Genomic DNA, 21961 nt, shown 5'->3' with positions numbered 1-21961 from the left:
ATGCGTCTGATTTTTGCGGGCACGCCCGAATTTGCCCAGGTGGCCATGGCCGCCTTGCACGCGGCAGGCCATGAGATCGTGTTGGTGCTGACCCAGCCCGACCGCCCGGCCGGACGCGGCATGAAGCTGCAGCCCTCGCCCGTCAAGCAATGGGCCCTTCAGCAGAACGTGCCGGTGGCCCAGCCGCGCAGCTTGCGGCTGGACGGCAAATACCCCGAAGACGCGGCCGCTGCCCGCGAGGCCTTGCTGGCCGCCAACGCAGAGGCCATGATCGTGGCCGCTTACGGCCTGATCCTGCCGCAGTGGACGCTGGACCTGCCGCCGCGCGGCTGCCTGAACATCCATGCTTCGCTGTTGCCCCGTTGGCGTGGCGCGGCCCCCATCCACCGCGCGATCGAAGCCGGTGATGCGCAGACCGGCATCACCATCATGCAGATGGACGCGGGCCTGGACACTGGCGACATGCTGTTGGTGCGCACGGAAGACATCTTGCCCACCGACACCACCGCCGTGCTGCACGACCGGCTGGCCGCTTTGGGCGGCGAGGCCATCGTGCAGGCGTTGGCCGACATCGACCACCTGAAGCGCGTGCCGCAACCTGCCGAAGGCGTGAACTACGCGCACAAGATCGAAAAAGCCGAAGCCGCACTCGACTGGGCCTTGCCCGCAGAGGTGCTGGCCCGCCGCATCCGGGCGTTTGACCCTTTCCCCGGCATGACGGTGCCTTTGACCACCGCTGGCGGCACCGAAACCCTCAAGCTTTGGCAAGCGCTGGCCGAGCCGCTGGCCCAAGCTGCCGAGCCCGGCACCGTGGTGCAGGCCGATGCCAGCGGCGTGCGCGTGGCTTGCGGCGAGGGCCAGCTGTGCCTCATGCAATTGCAGCGCCCCGGTGGCAAGCGCCTGAGCGCGGCCGATTTCCTGCGCGGTTGCCCGCTGCAAGTGGGTCAGCGTCTGGTGGTGGTCTGATGTTTTTCTTCTCGCGCCTGAACCGGCATCCGGCTTTTGTGCAGGGCATGCGCGAGGTCTCGCCGCAGTCCCCCGGCATCGCCGCTTGGGGGCTCATGACGGGCGTGGCCATGGTCAAGTCGGGCATGAGCGTGTTCGAGGCCAGCGCCATGACGCTGCTGGTGTTTGCCGGCAGCTCGCAGCTGGCGGCGATCCCGCTCATCGTAGCGGGCGCTCCGGCCTGGGTGATTTTGGCCACCGGCTTTTGCGTGAACCTGCGCTTTGTGGTGTTCAGCCTGCACTTGCGCGCTTTTCTCATCCATTTGCCGCGTTGGCAGCGCATGCTGCACGGCTACCTGACGGCCGACATCAGCTATGTGCTGTTTGCCCGCAAATACGCCCACCCAGCCGAGACCGCCGAGGGTCGGCTGGAGCAAGAGGCCTATTTGGCGGGCAATGATTTTCTGAACTGGCTGTCCTGGATCGTGGCGAGTTTTGCAGGTGTGGCCTTGGCCAACCTGATCCCGACGGCTTGGGGTCTGGGCTTTGCGGGCATTTTGTGTTTGCTGGGCATCCAGTGCTCGCTGGCCAGCTCGCGCATGCGCATCTTGTCCTCGGTCGTGGCCGGGGCGGCGGCGGTGGTGGCCTACAGCCTGCCGCTCAAGCTCAACATCGTGGTGGCGATCGCCGTGGCGGTGATTTTGTGCCTGACGGTCGAGAAAGTCCGGCCCGTGCCAGGAGTCAAAGCATGAACGGCACCGATCTGTGGACCTTGGCGGTCATCGTGGGGCTGGCGCTGGTGACGGTGCTCACGCGCAGCTTCTTTTTCATCTCCAACAAAAGTTGGCAGCTGCCGCATTGGGCGCAGCGCGGCCTGCAATATGCGCCGATTGCGGCCCTGTCGGCCGTGGTGGTGCCCGAGATCATCACCGTGCAGGGCGCGCTCATCAGCACCTGGCAAGACGCCCGGCTGTTTGCTGCGGCCGTGGGCGCAGGTGTCTACTTCTGGCGGCGCGACGTGCTGCTGACCATTGTGGCGGGCATGGCCGTGTACCTGCCTTTGCATCTGGGGCTGGGCTGGTAAGCCGGATTTGTTCTGGTTTCGTTTGGCCGTTTTGTCAGCCGGCGTCAGATGTGCCTTTTAAAATGAGAACAGTTTTCTCGATACAGGACCTGTCCCACCATGAACGTCATCCGCTTTTCTGATGTGTGTGCCAACGGCCAAGCCGCAGGCCAACGTGTTTTCATCCGCGCCGACCTGAACGTCCCCCAAGCCGATGACGGCAGCATCACCGAAGACACCCGCGTGCGCGCCAGTGTGCCCTGCATCCAGATGGCCTTGGCCGCCGGTGCCGCTGTCATGGTGACCAGCCACCTGGGCCGTCCCACCGAAGGCGAATTCAAGGCCGAAGACTCGCTGGCCCCGGTGGCCAAGCGCCTGGGCGAACTGCTGGGCCGTGAAGTGCCGCTGGTCGCTAATTGGGTGGACGGCGTGACCGTGGCCCCGGGCCAGGTGGTGCTGCTGGAGAACTGCCGCGTCAACAAGGGCGAGAAAAAGAACAACGAAGAACTGGCCCGCAAGATGGCCCTGCTGTGCGACATCTACGTGAACGACGCCTTTGGCACCGCTCACCGGGCTGAAGGCACGACTTACGGCATCGCGCAGTTTGCGCCTATCGCTTGTGCAGGCCCCTTGCTGGCTGCCGAGATTGATGCGATCAGCCAAGCGCTGGCCAACCCGAAGCGCCCGCTGGCGGCCATTGTGGCGGGCTCCAAGGTGTCCACCAAGCTGACCATCTTGAAGAGCCTGGCGCAAAACGTGGACCAGCTGATCGTGGGCGGCGGCATTGCCAACACCTTCATGCTGGCCGCGGGCTTGAAGATCGGCAAGAGCCTGGCCGAAGCCGATTTGGTGGGGGAGGCCCAGGCCGTGATCGAGGCCATGAAGGCCCGTGGTGCCGAGGTGCCGATCCCGACCGATGTGGTGACCGCCAAGACCTTTGCGGCCGATGCCGTGGCCACGGTGAAGAAAGCCACTGAAGTGGACGACGACGACATGATCCTGGACATCGGGCCTGAGACCGCAGCCCAGCTTGCGGCGCAGCTCAAGGCTGCAGGCACGATCGTCTGGAACGGTCCGGTGGGCGTGTTCGAGTTTGACCAGTTCGCCAACGGCACGAAAGTCATTGCCCAGGCGATCGCCGAGTCCAGCGCCTTCAGCATCGCAGGCGGTGGCGACACCCTGGCCGCGATTGCCAAATATGGCATCGAAAAACAGGTCGGCTACATCTCGACCGGCGGCGGCGCTTTCCTCGAAATCCTGGAAGGCAAGATCTTGCCCGCATTTGAGATCCTGATGAAGCGGGCGGCAGCTTGACGCCAAGTATTGGTCCATGACCGACAAACTCAAGCTGTATCTGGACCTGATCCGCTGGAACCGGCCTGCGGGCTGGTTGCTTTTGTTGTGGCCTTCTTTGGCGGCTTTGTGGGTGGCGGCCGGGGGCTTTCCGGGTTGGCACCTGATCGCGGTGTTCACCTTGGGCACCCTCCTCATGCGCAGCGCGGGCTGCTGCGCCAACGATGTGGCCGACCGCGACTTTGACAAGCATGTGAAACGCACGGCCAACCGTCCGGTGACCAGCGGCCGCATCGGCACCCGCGAAGCTTTGCTGGTGGGCGCCGTGCTGGCGCTGTGCGCGTTTGGCTTGGTGCTCACCACCAACGAGGCCACCATTGTTTGTTCATTTGCCGCGCTGGCGGTGACGCTGGTGTACCCCTATGCCAAACGTTACGTGTCCATGCCGCAGGCGGTGCTGGGCGTGGCGTTCAGCTTCGGTATCCCGATGGCATTTGCGGCCGTGCAAGGCCGTGTGCCGCTGCTGGCCTGGGCGCTTTTGTTGGGCAATCTGTTTTGGGTGCTGGCCTATGACACCGAATACGCCATGGTCGACCGCGACGACGACCTCAAGATCGGCATGAAGACCTCGGCCATCACCTTGGGCGACAAGGATGTGCCTACCATCATGGGCTTTTATGCGGCCTACCTGTTGATCTGGGCATGGCTGCTGAATGCCCCGCAGCAAGGGGTGTGGTTTTGGCTGGCCTTTGCTGTCTCGGCAGGCCAGGTGGTCTGGCATCACGGCTTGATTCGCCAGCGCAGCCGCGAAGGCTGTTTCAAAGCCTTCAGGCTGAACCACTGGCTGGGCTTCAGCGTGTTTGTGGGTGTGGCCTTGTCTTATCGGTGATGGCGTACCTGCCATGCAAGGGCTGAAGCCGCCCACTGGTGGCGCGGTCGTCAGGCCTTGCCGAATTCATCGCCCAGTTCGCGCGCCCGCACTTGTGCCGCTTGCATGGCCTGGATGAAGGCGGGTTTGATGCCAGCGGCCTCCATGGCGGTGAGTGCCGCGTAGGTGGTGCCGCCCTTGGAGGTGACGCGCTGGCGCAGCACTTCGGGGGATTCGGTCGATGCTGCGGCCAAAGACGATGCGCCCGAGAAAGTGGCCACGGCCAGTTGGTAGGCTTGGTCGGCCGAAAGCCCCATGCCCACACCGGCTTCGGTCATGGCTTCCAGGAAATAAAACACATAGGCCGGGCCCGAGCCCGACAGGGCGGTCACCGCGTCCAGTTGCGATTCCTGCGCCACCCACAGGTATTGCCCGGTGGTGCCAATCACCTGCTCGACCAGTGCCTTGTCGGCTGCGGAGACGCTGGGGCAGGGGTAGAGCGCGGTCATGCCTTGGCCCACCAGTGCGGGTGTGTTGGGCATGCAGCGCACCACGCGATCGGTGCCCACCCAGCGGCAGATGCTGTCGGTGCGGATGCCTGCGGCCACCGACAGGTGCAGCGCCTTGCGGGTGTGCGCCATGACGGGGGCGGCCGCGTCGCTGAAGATTTGGGGTTTGACCGCCCAGACCACGAGGTCTGCCTGGGCCAGCGCCGGGCCTGCCGAGGGCAGTGCCGTGATGCCGAAATCCTTGAGCAGTTTGGCGGCCGTGTCAGCAAAGGGCTCGACCACGGTGATTTGTGTAGGTTTCATGCCCTGGCGGATCAGACCGCCCATGATGGCGCTGGCCATGTTGCCGCCGCCGATGAATGCGATCTGTTGTGAAGGTGTGCTCATGTTGGGGTGTCTCTTGGGTGTCTGATTGGAAAACGCCATACGGGAATTGTCGCTGTTTGTGCCCAGGACTTTGCGTTAGCCTTGTGGGCATGGACTACATCCTTTCTATTGACCAAGGGACCACCAGCTCACGTGCGGTGGTGTTTGACCGGGCTGGTCAGCCGGTGGCGATCGCGCAGCGCGAGTTTGCGCAGCATTTTCCGCAGCCCGCTTGGGTGGAGCACGATGCCAACGAGATCTGGCAAAGCCAGCTGGCGGTGATGCAGGAGGCCTTGAGCCGTGCGGGCATCTCGGCTGCGCAATTGCGCGCGATTGGCCTGACCAACCAGCGCGAGACCACGGTGCTGTGGGACCGCCAGACCGGCGAGCCGGTGGCACCGGCCATCGTGTGGCAAGACCGCAGGACCGTGGCGCATTGCGAGGCGCTGCGGGCTGCCGGGCTGGCCGACAAAATCACGCGCAAGACGGGGTTGGTGCTGGATGCGTATTTCTCGGGGACCAAGCTGGCCTGGTTGCTGGACCATGTGCCGGGTGCCCGTGCGCGGGCCGAGCGCGGTGAGCTGGCGTTTGGCACGGTGGACAGTTGGTTGGTTTGGAAGCTCACCGGCGGCCGCGTCCATGCCACGGACCCCAGCAATGCTTCGCGCACCTTGCTGTTCAACTTGAAAAAAGGCGCGTGGGATCCAGAGCTGTTGGCCATGCTGCGCATTCCGGCAGAGGTCTTGCCTCAGGTGCTGCCCTCGTGCGGGGTGGTGGCCGAGACCGACGCGGCTTTGCTGGGCGTGAGTGTGCCGATCGCCGGATGGGCGGGCGACCAGCAGGCGGCCCTGTTCGGGCAGGCCTGCTTTGCACCTGGCATGGCCAAGAACACCTATGGCACCGGATGCTTCATGCTGATGAACACCGGCAAGCAGCCAGTGGTCAGCCGGCATCGCCTGCTCAGCACGGTGGCTTGGCAGGGGCCTGCTACGTCCGAGAATGCCCGGGCGTATGCCTTGGAGGGCTCGGTGTTCATGGCGGGAGCGACGGTACAGTGGTTGCGCGATGGCCTGCAGGTGATCCAGAGTGCGCCCGAGGTCGAGACACTGGCGGCCAGTGTGGCGGACACGGGGGATGTCTTCTTGGTGCCCGCTTTTGCAGGTTTGGGTGCGCCCGATTGGGATGGGCAAGCCCGTGGCACCTTGCTGGGCATGACGCGGGGCACCACCCGCGCCCACATTGCACGGGCGGCACTGGAGGCCATTGCCTTGCAGACCGCCGATGTCTTCCAGTCCATGAGTGCCGACAGCGGTTTGCAGCTGCGGGAATTGCGGGTGGATGGCGGTGCCTGCAGGAACAATTTGTTGATGCAAATACAGGCCGATGTGCTGGGTGTGTCGGTGGTGCGCAGTCAAGTCAGTGAAACCACGGCTCTGGGCGCTGCTTATTTGGCAGGACTGGCCACTGGCTTTTGGTCGGGTGCCGATGAAATTTCTGAGCAGCGGAAAGAAGAGCGGCGGTTTGAACCGCAATGGACGGCCTCGCAGCGCAGTGAGCGTCAGGCGCGATGGCGTCAGGCGGTGGACCGCGCCAGAAAATGGGCGGTTTGAGTGATTCAACGTGATCAATCCAATGAAGTTGGGCTCTTTGCTGGCGCAATGGGCAATTAATGGGTGACTTAATTCAAAATTCTTTGTGGAAGTTGTTGACGCCCTCGTTTTTTTCTGACAGAATCGTGGGCTTCGCTTTGCAAAAAGCGTAAGTATCTGCCCAATCAGAAGTATCGCGAGTGGTTTGCGGTGTGGATGACGGGTCCAAGACTGATTCCTGTTTGGTGGCTTTGGCTGCTGGGCGAGGGATACAAGTTGGGAATAAAGAAATGATCCAGACAGAAACTCGGTTGGATGTGGCCGACAACACCGGCGCTAAGTCCGTGCTGTGCATTAAGGTGCTCGGCGGGTCCAAGCGTCGCTATGCAAGTGTTGGCGACATCATCAAGGTGAGCATCAAAGAAGCCGCTCCACGTGGCCGCGTCAAAAAAGGCGAGGTTTACAGTGCAGTGGTCGTTCGTACAGCCAAGGGCATCCGCCGTGGCGATGGCTCGCTTGTTAAGTTTGATGGCAACGCTGCAGTGTTGCTGAACGCAAAGTTGGAGCCTATCGGCACCCGCATCTTCGGCCCCGTGACGCGTGAACTGCGTACCGAGAAGTTCATGAAGATCGTGTCCTTGGCTCCTGAAGTACTGTAAGGACGCGCCATGAACAAGATTCGCAAAGGCGACGAAATCATCGTCATCACAGGTCGTGACAAAGGCAAGCGTGGCACCGTGTCACTGCGCGCCAGCGATTCACATCTCGTGATCGAAGGTGTGAACCTCGTCAAAAAGCACGCCAAGCCAAACCCCATGAAGGGCACAACTGGCGGCATCATCGAAAAGGCCATGCCGATTCACCAATCCAATGTGGCGATTTTCAACGCTGCAACTGGCAAGGCTGATCGCGTGGGCATCAAGCTGCAAGCAGACGGCAAACGCGTTCGCGTTTACAAGTCCAGCGGCGAAGAAATCAAGGTGGCATGAGCATGGCACGTTTGCAACAAATCTTCCGCGAGAAAATCGCTGCTGAACTGACGGCCAAATTTGGCTACAAGTCGCCCATGCAGGTTCCTCGCATCACCAAGATCACTCTGAACATGGGTGTGTCTGAGGCGGTGGCTGACAAAAAAGTCATGGACCACGCTGTGAGCGACTTGACCAAAATCGCTGGCCAAAAGCCAGTGGTAACCAAGGCCAAGAAAGCGATCGCTGGTTTCAAGATCCGTGAACAACAACCTATCGGTTGCATGGTGACTTTGCGTGGCGTTCAGATGTATGAATTCCTGGACCGTTTCGTGACCGTGGCTTTGCCCCGCGTTCGTGACTTCCGTGGTATTTCTGGTCGCGCCTTCGATGGCCGTGGCAACTACAACATCGGCGTCAAAGAGCAGATCATTTTCCCTGAGATTGAGTATGACAAGGTCGATGCCTTGCGTGGTCTCAACATCAGCATCACCACAACGGCCAAGTCCGACGAAGAGTGCAAGGCACTTTTGACGGCTTTCCGCTTCCCCTTCAAGAACTGAGGTGTCACGTGGCTAAAGTAGCTTTGATCGAGCGCGAGCTCAAGCGTGAAAAACTGGCGGCCAAATTCGCGAAAAAATACGCCGAATTTAAAGCCATCGCCAACGATGCCAAGCGCAGCGATGAAGAGCGTGCTGCTGCCCGTTTGGGCTTGCAAAAGCTCCCACGCAACGCCAACCCAACGCGCCAGCGCAACCGATGCGAAATCACCGGTCGCCCACGTGGCACATTCCGTCAATTTGGTCTGGGCCGCGCCAAGATCCGTGAACTTGCTTTCCAAGGCAATATTCCGGGCGTGACCAAGGCCAGCTGGTAATCGGCAGGAGAGATACAACATGAGCATGAGTGATCCTATTGCCGATCTGTTGACCCGCATCCGTAACGCACAAATGGTTTCCAAAGCCATGGTGTTGGTTCCTTCTTCCAAAGTGAAGGTGGCCATTGCCCAAGTGCTGAAAGATGAAGGCTACATTGACGGCTTCCAAATCAAAACCGAAGGCGGCAAAGCCACCCTCGAAATCGCCCTGAAGTACTATGCCGGTCGCCCTGTGATTGAGCGTATCGAGCGCGTGAGCCGTCCTGGCCTGCGTGTGTACAAAGGCAGCGATGCAATTCCTCAGGTCCAAAACGGCCTGGGCGTCGCCATCGTCACCACGCCTAAAGGTGTGATGACCGACCGCAAAGCGCGCGCAGCCGGTGTCGGCGGCGAAGTGCTGTGCTACGTCGCTTAAAGGCAGGAGAGACTGAATGTCCCGAGTAGGAAAAATGCCTGTGACCATCCCCGCTGGCGTGGATGTGTCGATCAACAATGATCAAATCAGCGTCAAAGGTACGGGTGGTCAATTGGCCATCGCTACCAACGGCCTGGTCAAGATCAACAACGAAGGTGGCAAGCTGAGCTTTGCACCTTCCAACGATTCGCGTGAAGCCAATGCCATGAGCGGCACCTTGCGTCAGCTGGTGAACAACATGGTGACTGGCGTGACCAAGGGTTTCGAGAAGAAGCTGAACTTGATCGGTGTGGGCTACAAAGCCGCAGCGTCGGGTGCCAAGCTGAACTTGGCTGTTGGTTATTCACACCCCGTCAACATCGATATGCCTGCTGGCATCACGGTGGCCACCCCAACCGCGACTGAAATCGTGATCAAGGGTGCTGACCGTCAACGTGTTGGCCAAATTGCTGCTGAGATCCGTGCTGTTCGTCCTCCTGAGCCCTACAAAGGCAAAGGCATCCGTTATTCGGATGAGAAGATCACGATCAAAGAGACCAAGAAGAAATAAGGAGCTGCATCATGATGACCAAGAAAGAGCAGCGTCTCCGTCGTGCACGTCAAACACGCATCCGCATTGCACAGCAAGGCGTGGCCCGCTTGACCGTGAACCGCACCAACCTGCACATCTACGCCAGCGTTATCTCTGGCTGTGGAACCAAAGTGTTGGCCAGTGCCTCTACAGCCGAAGCCGAAGTGCGCACAGCACTGGGCTCGACAGGCAAGGGTGGCAATGCTGCCGCCGCCGCCGTCATTGGCAAGCGCATTGCTGAAAAAGCAAAAGCTGCTGGCGTTGAGAAGGTCGCCTTCGACCGCGCAGGTTTCGCTTACCACGGTCGCGTCAAGGCTTTGGCCGAGGCAGCCCGTGAAGCAGGTCTGCAGTTCTAAACGGATCGGAATTACAAATGGCTAAATTTACAGCAAAACCGCAATCAGACGGCCCAGAAGACGGTCTGCGCGAGAAGATGATCGCGGTCAATCGCGTCACCAAGGTGGTCAAGGGTGGCCGTATCCTGGGTTTCGCAGCGTTGACAGTGGTGGGTGATGGCGACGGCAAAGTCGGCATGGGCAAAGGCAAGTCGAAAGAAGTGCCAGTGGCTGTGCAAAAAGCGATGGAAGAAGCCCGCCGTAACCTGAACAAAGTTGCTTTGAAGAACGGCACCATTCACCACGCAGTGACAGGTCACCACGGCGCAGCTCGCGTCATGATGGCGCCTGCCCCCAAAGGTACCGGCATCATCGCTGGCGGCCCTATGCGCGCTGTGTTCGAAGTGGTGGGTATCACCGACATCGTGGCCAAGAGCCATGGTTCTTCGAATCCTTACAACATGGTTCGCGCCACTCTGGACGCCCTGGCCAACTGCACAACAGCTTCTAACGTTGCTGCCAAGCGTGGCAAGTCGGTTGAAGAGTTGTTCGTCTGAACTGGAGATCGAACATGTCTACCCAAACTACCGTGAAAGTCCAATTGGTGCGTAGCCCTATTGGTACCAAGCAATCCCACCGCGACACCGTTCGTGGCTTGGGTCTGCGCAAACTCAACAGCGTCAGCGAATTGCAGGACACCCCTGCAGTGCGCGGCATGATCAACAAGATCAGCTATCTGGTCAAAGTTCTCTGAGAGATATCTGATGGAACTCAACAGCATCAAACCCGCAGAGGGCGCTAAACACGCTGCTCGTCGCGTTGGCCGTGGTATCGGTTCGGGCCTGGGTAAAACCGCCGGCCGTGGTCACAAAGGTCAAAAATCCCGTTCGGGCGGCTACCACAAAGTGGGTTTCGAAGGCGGTCAAATGCCTTTGCAGCGTCGCTTGCCCAAGCGTGGTTTCAAGTCTCATCTGCTGAAGTACAACGCAGAAATCACACTGTCTACCTTGAGTGATCTGGGTTTGGCAGAAGTGGACGTGTTGACACTCAAGCAAGCGGGCCTTGTATCTCAGATCGCAAAAGTGGTCAAAGTCATCAAGTCCGGTGAGCTCACCAAAGCCGTCAAGTTGACAGGCATTGGGGCTACCGCTGGTGCCAAAGCAGTCATTGAAGCTGCTGGCGGCTCCTTGGTCTGAATGTTGATGGACGAGATACACCGTGGCAACCAACGCTAATCAAACCGCTAAGGCAGGCAAGTTCGGAGACCTTCGTCGCCGACTGGTCTTCTTGCTGCTCGCGTTGGTGGTCTATCGTGCAGGCGCTCACATCCCAGTTCCTGGCATTGATCCTGCACAACTCAAGCAGTTGTTCAATGGTCAGCAAGGTGGCATCCTGAGCTTGTTCAACATGTTCTCGGGTGGCGCTTTGTCGCGGTTTACCGTGTTTGCCTTGGGCATCATGCCTTACATATCTGCATCTATCGTGATGCAGTTGCTGACCTACGTTCTTCCTGCCTTCGAGCAGTTGAAGAAAGAAGGTGAGGCTGGTCGCCGCAAGATCACACAATACACACGTTTTGGTGCACTTGGCTTGGCTGTTTTCCAATCTTTGGGTATCGCCATTGCTCTTGAAGCTTCGGCAGGATTGGTGATCAATCCAGGTTTGGGTTTTCGCATGACTGCAGTGGTCAGCCTGACGGCTGGCACGATGTTCTTGATGTGGCTGGGTGAGCAGATCACCGAGCGTGGTCTTGGCAACGGCATTTCGATCCTGATCTTTGCTGGTATTGCAGCGGGTTTACCCAACGCTATGGGTGGTTTGTTTGAGCTGGTTCGTACTGGCGCAATGAACCCACTGGTGTCTTTGATGATCATCGCGGTAGTGGTTTTGGTGACCTATTTCGTGGTGTTTGTGGAGCGAGGCCAGCGCAAAATTTTGGTGAATTACGCACGCCGTCAAGTAGGCAATAAAGTGTATGGCGGTCAATCGTCTCACTTGCCGCTCAAGTTGAACATGGCGGGCGTGATTCCACCGATTTTTGCTTCGTCGATCATTTTGTTGCCTGCGACAGTGATCAACTGGTTCAGCTCAGGTGAGACCAACAGCGCAATTGTTCGTTTTTTCAAGGATGTTGCAAGCACCTTGACGCCAGGTCAGCCGATCTACGTCATGTTGTATGCCGCGGCCATCATCTTCTTCTGTTTTTTCTACACTGCGTTGGTATTCAACAGCCGTGAAACTGCAGACAACCTGAAGAAAAGTGGCGCATTCATCCCTGGTATCCGACCTGGTGATCAAACGGCCCGCTACATCGATAAGATTTTGTTGCGCTTGACTTTGGCTGGTGCTGCTTACATCACCTTTGTGTGTTTGCTGCCCGAGTTCCTGATTCTGAAATACAATGTTCCGTTTTACTTTGGCGGGACTTCGTTGCTGATCATTGTTGTGGTCACAATGGATTTCATGGCCCAGGTACAGAATTATTTGATGTCTCAACAGTACGAATCGCTTTTGAAGAAGGCGAGTTTCAAGTCCTGATCGGCTTGTGTACGAACCCCTGCTGTGAATGCAGACCACCATTTGAGCCCGGCTGAAAAGTTGGGTTGAACGAAGAGTTTTAGGAGAGAACCATGAGAGTTTCTGCTTCGGTGAAAAAAATTTGCCGCAACTGCAAGATCATTCGCCGTAAAGGCGTTGTTCGTGTGATCTGTACAGATCCACGTCACAAGCAGCGTCAAGGCTGATTGAACTAGTTTTAGAGGACGAAAATGGCACGTATCGCTGGCATCAACATTCCGCCGCACAAACATGCTGAGATTGGCTTGACAGCCATCTTTGGTATTGGTCGCACCCGCGCTCGACAAATTTGCGAGGCCTGTGGCATCGCTTATTCCAAAAAGATCAAAGATCTGACGGACGGCGACTTGGAAAAAATTCGCGATCACATCGCTGCGTTTACCATCGAAGGTGACCTGCGTCGTGAGACCACCATGAACATCAAACGCTTGATGGACATCGGTTGCTACCGTGGTTTCCGCCACCGTCGCGGTTTGCCCATGCGCGGCCAGCGTACACGCACCAATGCACGCACTCGCAAGGGTCCGCGCAAAGGCGCTGCGGCTCTGAAGAAATAAGCAGGATTGAGAGACCACTATGGCTAAAGCACAATCAAACAGCGCAGCTCAACGAGTTCGTAAAAAAGTCCGCAAGAACATTGCTGACGGCATCGCTCACGTTCACGCTTCGTTCAACAACACCATTATCACGATCACCGATCGCCAAGGCAATGCACTGTCTTGGGCTTCTTCGGGTGGCCAAGGCTTCAAGGGTTCGCGTAAATCGACACCTTTCGCAGCCCAGGTTGCTTCTGAGGTGGCTGGCCGCGCAGCGCAAGAACAAGGTATCAAGAACCTTGACGTCGAAATCAAGGGCCCCGGTCCTGGTCGCGAGTCTTCTGTTCGTGCCTTGGGTGCATTAGGCATTCGCATCACTTCGATTTCGGATGTGACGCCTGTCCCGCACAACGGCTGCCGCCCTCAAAAGCGTCGTCGTATCTAATTTCAAACCAAGCCCACCGCCAGGCCTTGCTTGCATCGCCTGGCTCCCGCATTTCTGATGCGGTAGTTGTATAAAAGGAAAATCAAGTGGCACGTTACCTCGGCCCTAAGGCCAAACTTTCTCGCCGTGAAGGCACTGACTTGTTCTTGAAGAGCGCACGTCGCTCGATTGCTGACAAGTCCAAATTCGACACCAAGCCCGGCCAGCACGGTCGCACTTCGGGTCAGCGCACTTCCGACTACGGTCTGCAATTGCGTGAAAAGCAAAAAGTCAAGCGCATGTACGGCGTGCTGGAGAAGCAATTCCGTCGCTACTTTGCTGAAGCCGATCGCCGCAAAGGCAACACCGGTTCCAACTTGTTGGCTTTGCTTGAGTGCCGCCTCGACAACGTGGTTTACCGCATGGGCTTTGGTTCCACGCGCGCCGAAGCGCGTCAGATGGTGTCGCACAAGGCGATCACCGTGAACGGCCAGTCCGTGAACATCCCCTCTTACTTGGTCAAGGCCGGTGACGTGATCGCTGTGCGCGAGAAGTCTAAAAAGCAAAATCGTGTGGTTGAAGCACTTCAACTTGCCGCACAAGTAGGCATGCCTGCTTGGGTCGAAGTCAATGCTGACAAGGCAGAAGGCACCTTCAAGAAGGTTCCTGACCGCGACGAATTCGGCGCTGACATCAACGAATCGTTGATCGTCGAACTGTATTCTCGTTAATACGTCGTTTCAATCGTTCCCGGCGCACAAGGCATTGTGGGCCGGGTGCTTCATCAGCCTTACCGGTGTAACGAACCGGGGGTATTGAGAGGAAGTCTGAATGCAAACCAATCTGTTGAAACCCAAAGCCATCCAAGTCGAGCAACTGGCTGCCAACCGTGCCAAAGTCACGTTGGAGCCTTTCGAGCGTGGCTATGGTCACACGCTGGGCAACGCTCTGCGTCGCGTCTTGCTGTCCTCCATGGTCGGCTATTCTGCGACCGAAGTGACCATTGCCGGGGTGGTGCACGAGTACTCTTCCATCGATGGCGTTCAAGAAGATGTGGTCAACATCTTGTTGAACCTCAAAGGTGTTGTGTTCAAGTTGCACAACCGTGATGAAGTGACGCTGAGTCTGCGCAAAGACGGTGAAGGTGCCGTGACAGCCGCCGACATCCAGACGCCTCACGACGTTGAAATCATCAACCCTGAGCATGTCATTGCCAACCTGTCGCATGGCGGCAAGTTGGACATGCAAATCAAGGTTGAAAAAGGCCGTGGCTATGTGCCCGGATCCATGCGCCGTTTTGCCGATGAGCCAACCAAGGCTCTGGGCCGCATCGTCCTCGACGCGTCGTTCTCGCCCGTCAAGCGCGTGAGCTACACCGTGGAAAGCGCTCGCGTTGAACAGCGTACCGATCTGGACAAGCTGGTCATCGAGATCGAAACCAACGGTGCCATCACTGCTGAAGACGCTGTGCGCGCTTCGGCCAAGATTTTGGTTGAACAACTGGCTGTGTTTGCACAGCTCGAAGGCAGCGAATTGTCTGCATTCGATGCGCCTGCCGCTCGCGGCGGTGCTGGCAGTTTCGACCCGATCTTGTTGCGCCCTGTGGACGAGCTCGAACTCACTGTTCGTTCTGCCAACTGCCTCAAAGCAGAAAACATTTACTACATCGGCGACTTGATCCAGCGTACCGAGAACGAATTGCTCAAGACCCCTAACCTGGGTCGCAAGTCACTCAACGAAATCAAGGAAGTTTTGGCTTCCCGCGGTCTGACTTTGGGCATGAAGCTCGAAGCCTGGCCACCCGCTGGTTTGGAAAAGCGATAATCTCAAGTTCCCGGAAATGATCCGGGGTGTGCACGGACAGTACCTGATACGGCTGTCTGTTAAATAAAGAAAGGAAAGCACCATGCGTCACGGACACGGACTTCGTAAACTCAATCGCACCAGCTCGCACCGCCTTGCGATGCTGCAAAACATGATGAACTCGCTCATCGAGCATGAAGTCATCAAAACCACAGTGCCTAAGGCCAAAGAATTGCGCCGCGTGATCGAGCCCATGATCACTTTGGCCAAAGTGGACAACTTGTCGAACCGTCGCTTGGCGTTCAACCGTTTGCGTGACCGCGACAGCGTTACCAAATTGTTCAATGTGTTGGGTCCACGTTCGGCTTCGCGTCCTGGTGGCTACACACGTATCCTGAAAATGGGTTACCGCGTGGGCGACAACGCACCCATGGCTTTGGTCGAATTGGTCGATCGCGCTGATTCTTCTGCCGAACAGGCCGCAGAATAAGGTATAATTAACCTCTTACCGCGGGGTGGAGCAGTCTGGTAGCTCGTTGGGCTCATAACCCAAAGGTCGTTGGTTCAAATCCGGCCCCCGCAACCAAATTTTGGCGCAAGCTGATTTTCAAAAAAGCCCTCTTCGGAGGGCTTTTTTGTTTTTGTCGCAGGTTCAAGGTAAGCGTTTGAGCAGGCCTTCCAGTGCTGCCTGCATTGTGGCTTGCCGAATCTGTGCCCGATCGCCGGGGAACAGCCGCATTTCGGTTTGTACGATGCCCTCAACGCACCAGGCCAGCCAGACGGTGCCAACGGGTTTTTCGACCGACCCGCCGGAGGGCCCGGCAATGCCCGTGACGGCCACACTGACTTGCGCTCTGGAGCGGTAACACGCACCCAATGCCATGGCACGCGCCACCGACGCGCTGACGGCACCGTCTTGCAAGATCAGCGATGCAGGCACACCCAGCAGTTCAGTTTTGGCTTCGTTGGAATAAGTCACAAAACCGCGCTCAAACCAAGCGCTGGAACCCGCCAAGTCTGTGCAGTGGGCCGCGATCATGCCGCCCGTGCAACTTTCGGCGGTGGCCATCATCCACTTCAACTCAAGCAGGCGTTCGGCCAAGTCATGGATGGCGGCGTTCACCACACCCACCTCCACAAGGCAATCGCGAGCAAGGTGCAAGCGGCGGCCACCAAGTCATCGAAGAGGATGCCCCAGCCGCCACGCCAGCCAAAACCTTTGAACAGTTGGTCTGCCCAGGCCACCGGACCGGGTTTGGCGGCATCAAAGACGCGAAAGAGAGCAAAAGCCATCAACTGACCCACAAAGCCCGCGGGCAAAACGAGCCACAAGATCAGCCACATGGCAATGAATTCATCCCAGACGATGGCGCCAGGATCGGCAATGCCCATGTGCCGCGCAGTCAGGGTGCAGGCCCACCAGCCGAGCGGCACACTCAATAAAATCAGCAGGCCTTGCGAAGCGGGTGACAAAAAATTCTGAAGCACCAGCCATGCGGCCCAAGCCCAGAGGGTGCCCACGGTGCCAGGCGCTTTAGGGGCGAGGCCGGCACCGAAACCCAGTGCGATCATGTGCGCGGGGTGTGACAGCATGAAGCGCGCATTCACCAGGCGAGGTGGGTCAACAGTGCGCAGATCGTGGTCGGTCATCGTCATGAGAAATGGTCAAAAGAGCGGAGGCTGTGCGGGATGGCGCGGCCTTGCGCATCTTGCACAGTCAATTGGCGTTCTGCGGTGATCTGGCCAATTCGGGTCACGGCTGTTCCAGATGTCGTGGCGGCATCTTGAACAGCCGACCTCGCAGAAGCAGGGGCTGTGAAAACGAGTTCGTAGTCATCACCCCCCGTCAGCACGCAGGTCATCGCCAATGCTTCGGGGCAAGACCATGAGGCAGCAGCTGCCAGCAAGCCCTGGCTGGCAGGCCAATCGATGGTGGCCCCTACTTGGCTGGCTTGGAGGATGTGGCCAAGATCGCCCAAGAGACCATCGCTGATGTCGGCCATGGCAGTGGACACGCCACGCAGCGCTTGGCCTAAAGCCACACGTGGTGTGGGCGTTTCCATGCGTAGGCGAGCCGCTTCCCAGACGGCTTGCGGCAAGCTGATCTGACCGCGAAAGGCTTCAAGGGCCAGGCGTGCATCACCCAGTGTGCCGCTGACATACAGCTCATCACCAGCCTTGGCGCCCGAGCGCAAGATGGCTTGCGCAACAGGCACTTCGCCCATCACCGTGATTGAGATGTTCAAAGGGCCTTGTGTGGTGTCGCCACCGATCAGTTCGCAGCCATGGGCATCGGCCAATGCAAACAAGCCACGAGAAAAGCCTGCTAGCCAAGCCTCGTCGACACGTGGCATGGCCAAAGACAGCAAGAAGACTTTGGGCGTTGCACCGCAAGCCGACAGATCGCTCAAGTTCACCGCCAGTGATTTGTGGCCCAGTCGTGCAGGGTCGACGGTGGACAGGAAATGCCGACCTTCGACCAGCATGTCGGTCGAGATGGCCAATTGGTGGCCAGCGCGAGGCGTCCAGATGGCACAGTCGTCACCAATGCCCACATCGGCTTGGCGTGCAGGCCGCTTGAAATAGCGTTCAATCAGGTCAAATTCACCCATGGTGCGAGCTTAACCGCAAGCCGCTGGATGCTCGGGCGGGCATCAGTGCAAAGTGCGACCCGGCGCACCGGAACCAGACGACTCCAGCACAAAGGTGTCGATCGGCACATCGAAGCGGTGGCCATCGGACGCCACAAAGAAAAAGCTGCCGTGCATGGTGCCGCTGGCGGTCTTCAGTCGACAGCCGCTGCTGTACTGGAACGACTCGCCCGGTGCCAGCAAGGGTTGCTGACCCACGACGCCTAAGCCTTTGACTTCTTCGGTGTGCCCCAGATCATCCTGGATGATCCAGTGGCGTGCGATCAATTGCGCAGGCACACGCCCCGTGTTGGTGACGGTGATCGTGTACGCAAAAGCAAAGACCTCATGCAGGGGATCGCTTTGCTCGGCCACGTATTGGGGCGAGGTATCAATTTGGAAGGCGTAAGCAGACATGTATGGATGTTAACTGCGACAATTCACGGATGACGACCACTTACCGAATTGCCCCTTCCATCCTCTCGGCCGATTTCGCACGCTTGGGCGAGGAAGTCAAAAGCGTCATCGACGCCGGTGCCGACTGGATCCACTTTGATGTGATGGACAACCATTACGTGCCGAACCTGACCTTCGGCCCCATGATTTGCCAGGCTTTGAAGCCCCACGCCAAGACGGCAGCGGGCGTGGCCGTGCCGATCGATGTGCATTTGATGATTTCGCCCGTCGATGCTTTGGCCGCTTCATTTGCCGAAGCCGGTGCCGATCTGATCAGCTTCCACCCCGATGCCAGCGCGCACGTGCACCGCAGCATCCAGGCCATCAAGAGCAAAGGCGTGAAAGCCGGTCTGGTCTTCAATCCGGCCGAGCCACTGGATGTGCTGGAGTGGACCCTCGACGAGATCGACCTGATTTTGATCATGAGCGTCAACCCGGGGTTTGGTGGCCAAAGCTTCATCGATTCGGCCTTGCGCAAGATCGAGCAAGCCCGCAAGCTGATCGACGCCAGCGGCAAAGACATTCGCCTTGAAGTCGATGGCGGCATCAAGGTTGACAACATCCGCCGCGTGGCCGATGCCGGTGCCGATACCTTTGTGGCCGGCAGCGCGATTTTTGGCAAGCCCGACTACAAGAGCGTGGTGGATCAAATGCGCCAGGCGCTGGTCTGATGCGACCGAATATCCAAGCAGCCATCGTCGATCTGGATGGCACCATGGTGGACACCCTGGGCGATTTTGAAGTGGCCCTCAACCGCACCCTGGCCGATCTGGACTTGCCAGCCGTCACCCGAGTCTTGGTCGAGCGCACGGTGGGCAAGGGCTCTGAGCACCTGATCCGTTCCGTGCTGGCCCACCAGCTGGCCTTGCCCGAGGCGGGTGTGAGTGCCTGCGTGACGGTGGATGCTTTGTACGAGCCGGCCTGGCAGCGCTACCAGCACCATTACCTGCAATGCAATGGCCTGCACTCGGTGGTGTACCCCGGCGTGCAAGACGCTTTGCAGGGCCTGAGCCAAGCCGGTGTGCAGCTGGCCTGCCTGACCAACAAGCCCTTGTCTTTTGCCAAGCCTCTTTTGAAAGCCAAAGGACTCGATGGCTATTTCACGCATGTGTTTGGTGGTGACAGCTTCGAGCGTAAAAAGCCGAACCCTCTGCCCATCCGCAAAACCTGCGAGGCCTTGGGCACTGCCGAAGCCAATACCCTGATGGTGGGCGACTCCAGCAACGATGCGCAAGCAGCCCACGCAGCAGGATGTCCGGTGGTGCTGGTGACCTATGGCTACAACCATGGCCGGCCGGTTCAGGAAACACCTGCGGCTGCCTGGCTGGACTCTCTGGCCCAGTTGCCCGCATGGCTGCAAGCGGGGCGATGACAGAAGTCAGGAAAACGTCCGACAGGCTTTGCTACACTAGGTCCATCATGTTCATCATCCTCAGCCATTCCTGTGCAGCCTGCCTGCCGAGCCATTCCCACGCGGAAGGCCGGGGAGCTTGGTCCTGGCGTCAGCCAGCCTGACATCGCCTGAACCGTGCGGCACCTGCCGCCACCCGCGCCCGGCATAGGCTGGGCATTTGGATGAATGAAAGCACCTCCGTTGAGGTTGCCGAGCTGTTGGAGGCTCCCGCCTGTGATCACCGAACTTGAATTCAAAAGCCTGGCCAGCCAAGGCTACAACCGCATCCCTCTCATGCTGGAGGCCTTTGCGGACTTGGAAACCCCCTTGTCGCTTTACTTGAAGCTGGCCCACACCAAGGACAACGGCAAGTACAGCTTCTTGCTGGAGTCGGTGGTTGGCGGAGAGCGTTTTGGCCGTTACAGCTTCATCGGCTTGCCTGCCCGCACGCTGGTGCGTGCCAGTGGCTTTGGTGCCGATGCCAAGACCGAGGTTGTGCGCGACGGGGTGGTGGTTGAGACCGCAGTGGGCAACCCGCTGGACTTCATCGAGCAATACCAAACCCGATTCAAGGTGGCTTTGCGTCCTGGCTTGCCGCGCTTTTGCGGCGGTCTGGCGGGCTACTTCGGTTATGACGCGGTGCGCTACATCGAGAAGAAGCTCGAAAAATCATGCCCACCCGACACGCTGGGCACGCCAGACATCATGCTGCTGCAATGCGAAGAGCTGGCCGTGATTGACAACCTCTCGGGCAAGCTCTACCTCATCGTCTATGCCGACCCTGCGCAGCCGGAAGCCTATGCGGGCGCCAAGAAGCGCCTGCGTGATTTGAAAGAACAACTCAAATACTCCGTCAGTGCGCCAGTGGTCAAGCCCAGCCAGTCTTACCCAGCAGAGCGTGATTTCGCCAAAGCCGACTACATCGCCGCCGTGGAAAAGGCCAAGGAGCTGATCGCTGCAGGCGATTTCATGCAGGTGCAGGTGGGGCAGCGCATCAAAAAACGCTACACCGAGAGCCCCTTGTCGCTGTACCGTGCACTGCGCTCGCTCAACCCCAGCCCCTACATGTATTTCTACAACCTGGGCGATTTCCATGTGGTGGGCGCCAGCCCCGAGATTTTGGTGCGTCAGGAACAAACCGAAGAGGGCGCCAAAGTCATCATCCGCCCACTGGCTGGGACCCGTCCGCGGGGTGCAACGCCTGAGAAAGACAAGGCCGCCGAGCAAGAGTTGATCAACGATCCGAAGGAGCGTGCCGAGCACGTGATGCTGATTGACCTGGCCCGCAACGACATCGGCCGCATCGCCCAGATCGGATCGGTCAAGGTGACCGAGGCCTTTGTGGTGGAGCGCTACAGCCATGTGATGCACATCGTGAGCAACGTCGAAGGCTTGCTCAACGAGGGCATGACCAATATGGATGTGCTCAAGGCCACCTTCCCTGCGGGCACGCTGACGGGTGCACCCAAAGTGCACGCCATGGAGCTGATCGACCAACTTGAGCCGGTCAAGCGTGGGCTTTACGGCGGGGCCTGCGGCTACATCAGCTACGCAGGCGACATGGACGTGGCCATTGCGATCCGCACGGCCGTCATCAAGGACCAGACCCTGTATGTGCAGGCGGCTGCCGGTGTGGTGGCCGACTCGGTGCCCGAAATGGAGTGGCGTGAGACAGAGCACAAGGCACGTGCCTTGCTGCGCGCCAGCGAGTTGGTCGAAGAAGGTTTGGAGTGAACGCCATGACAACCAAAATCAAATTGCTCATGGTGGACAACTACGACTCGTTCACCTTCAACATCGTTCAGTATTTCGGTGAACTCGGCGCAGAGGTCGAAGTCTTTCGCAACGACGAAATCACACTCGAAGGCATCGCCGCACGAAAGCCCGACCGTCTGGTGATCTCGCCTGGGCCTTGCTCGCCTGCCGAGGCGGGTGTTTCGGTCGCAGCCATCCAGCATTTTGCGGGCAAGCTGCCTATTCTGGGCGTGTGCTTGGGCCATCAAAGCATTGGCGCGGCCTTTGGCGGCCAGATCGTGCGGGCGCAAGCGTTGATGCATGGCAAGACCAGCGTCATCACCACCACGCAAGAGGGCGTGTTTGCTGGCTTGCCTGAACAATTCACCGTCAACCGTTATCACTCTCTCGCGATCGAGCGGGCGTCTTGCCCCTCTTGCCTCAAAGTCACGGCCTGGACCGATGACGGCGAAATCATGGGCGTGCGCCACACCGAACTCGACATCGAGGGTGTGCAGTTTCACCCCGAATCGATCCTCACCGAGCATGGCCATGCCATGCTGAAAAACTTTCTCGTGCGGCCCTGAGCGTCACGCGTTCATCGAATTC

32 protein-coding genes and 1 tRNA gene are annotated in these 21961 nt (G+C 58.7%); 28 read left to right on the top strand and 5 right to left on the bottom strand.

Annotation, left to right across the window (positions count from 1 at the left end; all coding sequences use genetic code 11):
- The 5 genes from fmt (at position 1) to ubiA (ending at position 4190) form a co-directional block, all read left to right on the top strand.
- Entirely contained in the window at positions 1–966 is a 966-nt protein-coding gene (gene fmt / locus B9Z52_RS03775) for a methionyl-tRNA formyltransferase (protein WP_108412518.1), read from the top strand.
- Positions 966–1697, top strand: coding sequence for an AzlC family ABC transporter permease (locus B9Z52_RS03770; protein WP_108412517.1), 732 nt, complete (start codon positions 966–968; stop codon positions 1695–1697). The genes fmt and B9Z52_RS03770 overlap by 1 nt, the downstream gene beginning before the upstream one ends.
- A complete protein-coding gene (locus tag B9Z52_RS03765; protein WP_108412516.1) occupies positions 1694–2029 on the top strand; it encodes an AzlD domain-containing protein in 336 nt (111 codons plus the stop codon). Before B9Z52_RS03770 ends, B9Z52_RS03765 begins: the two co-directional genes overlap by 4 nt.
- 99 nt (positions 2030–2128) lie before the next feature.
- Complete coding sequence (locus B9Z52_RS03760; RefSeq protein WP_108412515.1) at positions 2129–3322, top strand: phosphoglycerate kinase; 1194 nt, start codon at positions 2129–2131, stop codon at positions 3320–3322.
- A gap of 16 nt (positions 3323–3338) precedes the next feature.
- Positions 3339–4190 (top strand): 4-hydroxybenzoate octaprenyltransferase, encoded by an 852-nt coding sequence (ubiA, locus tag B9Z52_RS03755; RefSeq protein ID WP_108412514.1) that lies wholly within the window; start codon positions 3339–3341, stop codon positions 4188–4190.
- Between the two features lie 50 nt (positions 4191–4240).
- On the opposite strand, the gene proC is transcribed toward ubiA, so the two are convergent.
- Entirely contained in the window at positions 4241–5065 is an 825-nt protein-coding gene (gene proC, locus B9Z52_RS03750) for a pyrroline-5-carboxylate reductase (protein WP_108412513.1), read from the bottom strand.
- 89 nt (positions 5066–5154) lie between these two features.
- Between proC and glpK the strand changes: the two genes are divergently transcribed.
- The 19 genes from glpK (at position 5155) to B9Z52_RS03655 (ending at position 15725) form a co-directional block, all read left to right on the top strand.
- Positions 5155–6654, top strand: coding sequence for a glycerol kinase GlpK (gene glpK / locus B9Z52_RS03745; protein ID WP_108412512.1), 1500 nt, complete (start codon positions 5155–5157; stop codon positions 6652–6654).
- A gap of 269 nt (positions 6655–6923) precedes the next feature.
- Positions 6924–7292, top strand: coding sequence for a 50S ribosomal protein L14 (gene rplN, locus B9Z52_RS03740; protein WP_053172537.1), 369 nt, complete (start codon positions 6924–6926; stop codon positions 7290–7292).
- A 9-nt stretch (positions 7293–7301) separates the two neighbouring features.
- A complete protein-coding gene (rplX, locus tag B9Z52_RS03735; RefSeq protein WP_108324088.1) occupies positions 7302–7622 on the top strand; it encodes a 50S ribosomal protein L24 in 321 nt (106 codons plus the stop codon).
- A gap of 2 nt (positions 7623–7624) precedes the next feature.
- Entirely contained in the window at positions 7625–8164 is a 540-nt protein-coding gene (gene rplE, locus B9Z52_RS03730) for a 50S ribosomal protein L5 (RefSeq protein ID WP_100174273.1), read from the top strand.
- Between the two features lie 8 nt (positions 8165–8172).
- The gene (gene rpsN, locus B9Z52_RS03725; RefSeq protein WP_108412511.1) at positions 8173–8478 is read left to right on the top strand and encodes a 30S ribosomal protein S14; all 306 of its coding nucleotides are present in this window, start codon (positions 8173–8175) and stop codon (positions 8476–8478) included.
- 19 nt (positions 8479–8497) lie between these two features.
- Positions 8498–8893, top strand: coding sequence for a 30S ribosomal protein S8 (gene rpsH / locus B9Z52_RS03720; protein ID WP_108324090.1), 396 nt, complete (start codon positions 8498–8500; stop codon positions 8891–8893).
- Between the two features lie 16 nt (positions 8894–8909).
- Positions 8910–9443, top strand: coding sequence for a 50S ribosomal protein L6 (gene rplF / locus B9Z52_RS03715; protein ID WP_108412510.1), 534 nt, complete (start codon positions 8910–8912; stop codon positions 9441–9443).
- An 11-nt stretch (positions 9444–9454) separates the two neighbouring features.
- Positions 9455–9820, top strand: coding sequence for a 50S ribosomal protein L18 (rplR, locus tag B9Z52_RS03710; protein WP_108412509.1), 366 nt, complete (start codon positions 9455–9457; stop codon positions 9818–9820).
- Between the two features lie 17 nt (positions 9821–9837).
- Positions 9838–10356, top strand: a complete 519-nt coding sequence (gene rpsE / locus B9Z52_RS03705) for a 30S ribosomal protein S5 (RefSeq protein ID WP_108412508.1) — start codon at positions 9838–9840, stop codon at positions 10354–10356.
- A 14-nt stretch (positions 10357–10370) separates the two neighbouring features.
- Positions 10371–10553 (top strand): 50S ribosomal protein L30, encoded by a 183-nt coding sequence (rpmD, locus tag B9Z52_RS03700; protein WP_108324094.1) that lies wholly within the window; start codon positions 10371–10373, stop codon positions 10551–10553.
- A 10-nt stretch (positions 10554–10563) separates the two neighbouring features.
- Positions 10564–10995: a 50S ribosomal protein L15 gene (gene rplO, locus B9Z52_RS03695; protein WP_108412507.1), complete on the top strand. Its 432-nt coding sequence runs from the start codon at positions 10564–10566 to the stop codon at positions 10993–10995.
- 22 nt (positions 10996–11017) lie between these two features.
- Positions 11018–12337 carry a preprotein translocase subunit SecY gene (secY, locus tag B9Z52_RS03690; RefSeq protein WP_108412506.1) on the top strand — a complete coding sequence of 440 codons (1320 nt, stop codon included), beginning with the start codon at positions 11018–11020 and terminating at the stop codon, positions 12335–12337.
- 92 nt (positions 12338–12429) lie between these two features.
- Positions 12430–12543, top strand: a complete 114-nt coding sequence (gene rpmJ / locus B9Z52_RS03685) for a 50S ribosomal protein L36 (RefSeq protein ID WP_011481465.1) — start codon at positions 12430–12432, stop codon at positions 12541–12543.
- 24 nt (positions 12544–12567) lie between these two features.
- On the top strand, positions 12568–12933 hold the full coding sequence (gene rpsM / locus B9Z52_RS03680; RefSeq protein ID WP_108324096.1) for a 30S ribosomal protein S13: 366 nt from the start codon (positions 12568–12570) through the stop codon (positions 12931–12933).
- A gap of 19 nt (positions 12934–12952) precedes the next feature.
- Positions 12953–13357 carry a 30S ribosomal protein S11 gene (rpsK, locus tag B9Z52_RS03675; RefSeq protein ID WP_108324097.1) on the top strand — a complete coding sequence of 135 codons (405 nt, stop codon included), beginning with the start codon at positions 12953–12955 and terminating at the stop codon, positions 13355–13357.
- Between the two features lie 86 nt (positions 13358–13443).
- On the top strand, positions 13444–14067 hold the full coding sequence (gene rpsD / locus B9Z52_RS03670; protein WP_108324098.1) for a 30S ribosomal protein S4: 624 nt from the start codon (positions 13444–13446) through the stop codon (positions 14065–14067).
- A 100-nt stretch (positions 14068–14167) separates the two neighbouring features.
- A complete protein-coding gene (gene rpoA / locus B9Z52_RS03665; protein WP_108412505.1) occupies positions 14168–15160 on the top strand; it encodes a DNA-directed RNA polymerase subunit alpha in 993 nt (330 codons plus the stop codon).
- An 82-nt stretch (positions 15161–15242) separates the two neighbouring features.
- Positions 15243–15629, top strand: a complete 387-nt coding sequence (gene rplQ, locus B9Z52_RS03660) for a 50S ribosomal protein L17 (protein WP_108412504.1) — start codon at positions 15243–15245, stop codon at positions 15627–15629.
- Between the two features lie 19 nt (positions 15630–15648).
- Positions 15649–15725 (top strand) — tRNA-Met (locus B9Z52_RS03655).
- Positions 15726–15791: 66 nt separating this feature from the next.
- On the opposite strand, the gene B9Z52_RS03650 is transcribed toward B9Z52_RS03655, so the two are convergent.
- The 4 genes from B9Z52_RS03650 to apaG are packed head-to-tail and all read right to left on the bottom strand — an operon-like array spanning position 15792 to position 18186.
- Positions 15792–16265, bottom strand: coding sequence for a CinA family protein (locus tag B9Z52_RS03650; protein ID WP_108412697.1), 474 nt, complete (start codon positions 16263–16265; stop codon positions 15792–15794).
- Entirely contained in the window at positions 16259–16795 is a 537-nt protein-coding gene (locus B9Z52_RS03645; RefSeq protein ID WP_108412503.1) for a phosphatidylglycerophosphatase A, read from the bottom strand. The genes B9Z52_RS03650 and B9Z52_RS03645 overlap by 7 nt, the downstream gene beginning before the upstream one ends.
- A complete protein-coding gene (gene thiL, locus B9Z52_RS03640) occupies positions 16792–17751 on the bottom strand; it encodes a thiamine-phosphate kinase (RefSeq protein WP_108412502.1) in 960 nt (319 codons plus the stop codon). The genes B9Z52_RS03645 and thiL overlap by 4 nt, the downstream gene beginning before the upstream one ends.
- Before the next feature lie 42 nt (positions 17752–17793).
- A complete protein-coding gene (gene apaG, locus B9Z52_RS03635) occupies positions 17794–18186 on the bottom strand; it encodes a Co2+/Mg2+ efflux protein ApaG (RefSeq protein WP_108412501.1) in 393 nt (130 codons plus the stop codon).
- Between the two features lie 29 nt (positions 18187–18215).
- Here apaG and rpe point away from each other — a divergent pair, with 29 nt between their 5' ends.
- The 4 genes from rpe to B9Z52_RS03615 all read left to right on the top strand — a co-directional run bounded on the left by rpe (position 18216) and on the right by B9Z52_RS03615 (position 21939).
- Positions 18216–18896, top strand: a complete 681-nt coding sequence (rpe, locus tag B9Z52_RS03630) for a ribulose-phosphate 3-epimerase (protein ID WP_108412500.1) — start codon at positions 18216–18218, stop codon at positions 18894–18896.
- The gene (gene gph / locus B9Z52_RS03625; RefSeq protein WP_108412499.1) at positions 18896–19597 is read left to right on the top strand and encodes a phosphoglycolate phosphatase; all 702 of its coding nucleotides are present in this window, start codon (positions 18896–18898) and stop codon (positions 19595–19597) included. Before rpe ends, gph begins: the two co-directional genes overlap by 1 nt.
- A 255-nt stretch (positions 19598–19852) precedes the next feature.
- Positions 19853–21352 carry an anthranilate synthase component I gene (gene trpE, locus B9Z52_RS03620; RefSeq protein WP_108412498.1) on the top strand — a complete coding sequence of 500 codons (1500 nt, stop codon included), beginning with the start codon at positions 19853–19855 and terminating at the stop codon, positions 21350–21352.
- A gap of 5 nt (positions 21353–21357) precedes the next feature.
- Positions 21358–21939, top strand: a complete 582-nt coding sequence (locus B9Z52_RS03615) for an aminodeoxychorismate/anthranilate synthase component II (RefSeq protein WP_108412696.1) — start codon at positions 21358–21360, stop codon at positions 21937–21939.
- The last annotated feature ends 22 nt before the right edge of the window (positions 21940–21961 follow it).

Origin of the sequence: Limnohabitans sp. Jir72 (assembly GCF_003063575.1) — a bacterium.
Lineage (GTDB): Bacteria > Pseudomonadota > Gammaproteobacteria > Burkholderiales > Burkholderiaceae_C > Limnohabitans_A.
The sequence above is the reverse complement of the archived record's forward strand: the minus strand, read 5'-3'. Positions and strand labels throughout refer to the sequence as shown.

What these genes read in the sequence shown, in the direction of transcription:
- rpsM (WP_108324096.1), top strand. Translation starts at nt 12,568, where the DNA reads ATGGCACGTATCGCTGGCATCAACATTCCGCCGCACAAACATGCTGAG.
- rpsE (WP_108412508.1), top strand. Translation starts at nt 9,838, where the DNA reads ATGGCTAAATTTACAGCAAAACCGCAATCAGACGGCCCAGAAGACGGT.
- ubiA (WP_108412514.1), top strand. Translation starts at nt 3,339, where the DNA reads ATGACCGACAAACTCAAGCTGTATCTGGACCTGATCCGCTGGAACCGG.
- gph (WP_108412499.1), top strand. Translation starts at nt 18,896, where the DNA reads ATGCGACCGAATATCCAAGCAGCCATCGTCGATCTGGATGGCACCATG.
- rplX (WP_108324088.1), top strand. Translation starts at nt 7,302, where the DNA reads ATGAACAAGATTCGCAAAGGCGACGAAATCATCGTCATCACAGGTCGT.
- rplE (WP_100174273.1), top strand. Translation starts at nt 7,625, where the DNA reads ATGGCACGTTTGCAACAAATCTTCCGCGAGAAAATCGCTGCTGAACTG.
- rpoA (WP_108412505.1), top strand. Translation starts at nt 14,168, where the DNA reads ATGCAAACCAATCTGTTGAAACCCAAAGCCATCCAAGTCGAGCAACTG.
- rpmD (WP_108324094.1), top strand. Translation starts at nt 10,371, where the DNA reads ATGTCTACCCAAACTACCGTGAAAGTCCAATTGGTGCGTAGCCCTATT.
- rplO (WP_108412507.1), top strand. Translation starts at nt 10,564, where the DNA reads ATGGAACTCAACAGCATCAAACCCGCAGAGGGCGCTAAACACGCTGCT.
- rpe (WP_108412500.1), top strand. Translation starts at nt 18,216, where the DNA reads ATGACGACCACTTACCGAATTGCCCCTTCCATCCTCTCGGCCGATTTC.
- B9Z52_RS03645 (WP_108412503.1), bottom strand. Translation starts at nt 16,795, where the DNA reads ATGACGATGACCGACCACGATCTGCGCACTGTTGACCCACCTCGCCTG.
- rplN (WP_053172537.1), top strand. Translation starts at nt 6,924, where the DNA reads ATGATCCAGACAGAAACTCGGTTGGATGTGGCCGACAACACCGGCGCT.
- proC (WP_108412513.1), bottom strand. Translation starts at nt 5,065, where the DNA reads ATGAGCACACCTTCACAACAGATCGCATTCATCGGCGGCGGCAACATG.
- B9Z52_RS03765 (WP_108412516.1), top strand. Translation starts at nt 1,694, where the DNA reads ATGAACGGCACCGATCTGTGGACCTTGGCGGTCATCGTGGGGCTGGCG.
- B9Z52_RS03770 (WP_108412517.1), top strand. Translation starts at nt 966, where the DNA reads ATGTTTTTCTTCTCGCGCCTGAACCGGCATCCGGCTTTTGTGCAGGGC.
- B9Z52_RS03760 (WP_108412515.1), top strand. Translation starts at nt 2,129, where the DNA reads ATGAACGTCATCCGCTTTTCTGATGTGTGTGCCAACGGCCAAGCCGCA.
- rpmJ (WP_011481465.1), top strand. Translation starts at nt 12,430, where the DNA reads ATGAGAGTTTCTGCTTCGGTGAAAAAAATTTGCCGCAACTGCAAGATC.
- rplF (WP_108412510.1), top strand. Translation starts at nt 8,910, where the DNA reads ATGTCCCGAGTAGGAAAAATGCCTGTGACCATCCCCGCTGGCGTGGAT.
- B9Z52_RS03615 (WP_108412696.1), top strand. Translation starts at nt 21,358, where the DNA reads ATGACAACCAAAATCAAATTGCTCATGGTGGACAACTACGACTCGTTC.
- glpK (WP_108412512.1), top strand. Translation starts at nt 5,155, where the DNA reads ATGGACTACATCCTTTCTATTGACCAAGGGACCACCAGCTCACGTGCG.
- rpsH (WP_108324090.1), top strand. Translation starts at nt 8,498, where the DNA reads ATGAGCATGAGTGATCCTATTGCCGATCTGTTGACCCGCATCCGTAAC.
- rplR (WP_108412509.1), top strand. Translation starts at nt 9,455, where the DNA reads ATGATGACCAAGAAAGAGCAGCGTCTCCGTCGTGCACGTCAAACACGC.
- apaG (WP_108412501.1), bottom strand. Translation starts at nt 18,186, where the DNA reads ATGTCTGCTTACGCCTTCCAAATTGATACCTCGCCCCAATACGTGGCC.
- rpsK (WP_108324097.1), top strand. Translation starts at nt 12,953, where the DNA reads ATGGCTAAAGCACAATCAAACAGCGCAGCTCAACGAGTTCGTAAAAAA.
- fmt (WP_108412518.1), top strand. Translation starts at nt 1, where the DNA reads ATGCGTCTGATTTTTGCGGGCACGCCCGAATTTGCCCAGGTGGCCATG.
- thiL (WP_108412502.1), bottom strand. Translation starts at nt 17,751, where the DNA reads ATGGGTGAATTTGACCTGATTGAACGCTATTTCAAGCGGCCTGCACGC.
- rplQ (WP_108412504.1), top strand. Translation starts at nt 15,243, where the DNA reads ATGCGTCACGGACACGGACTTCGTAAACTCAATCGCACCAGCTCGCAC.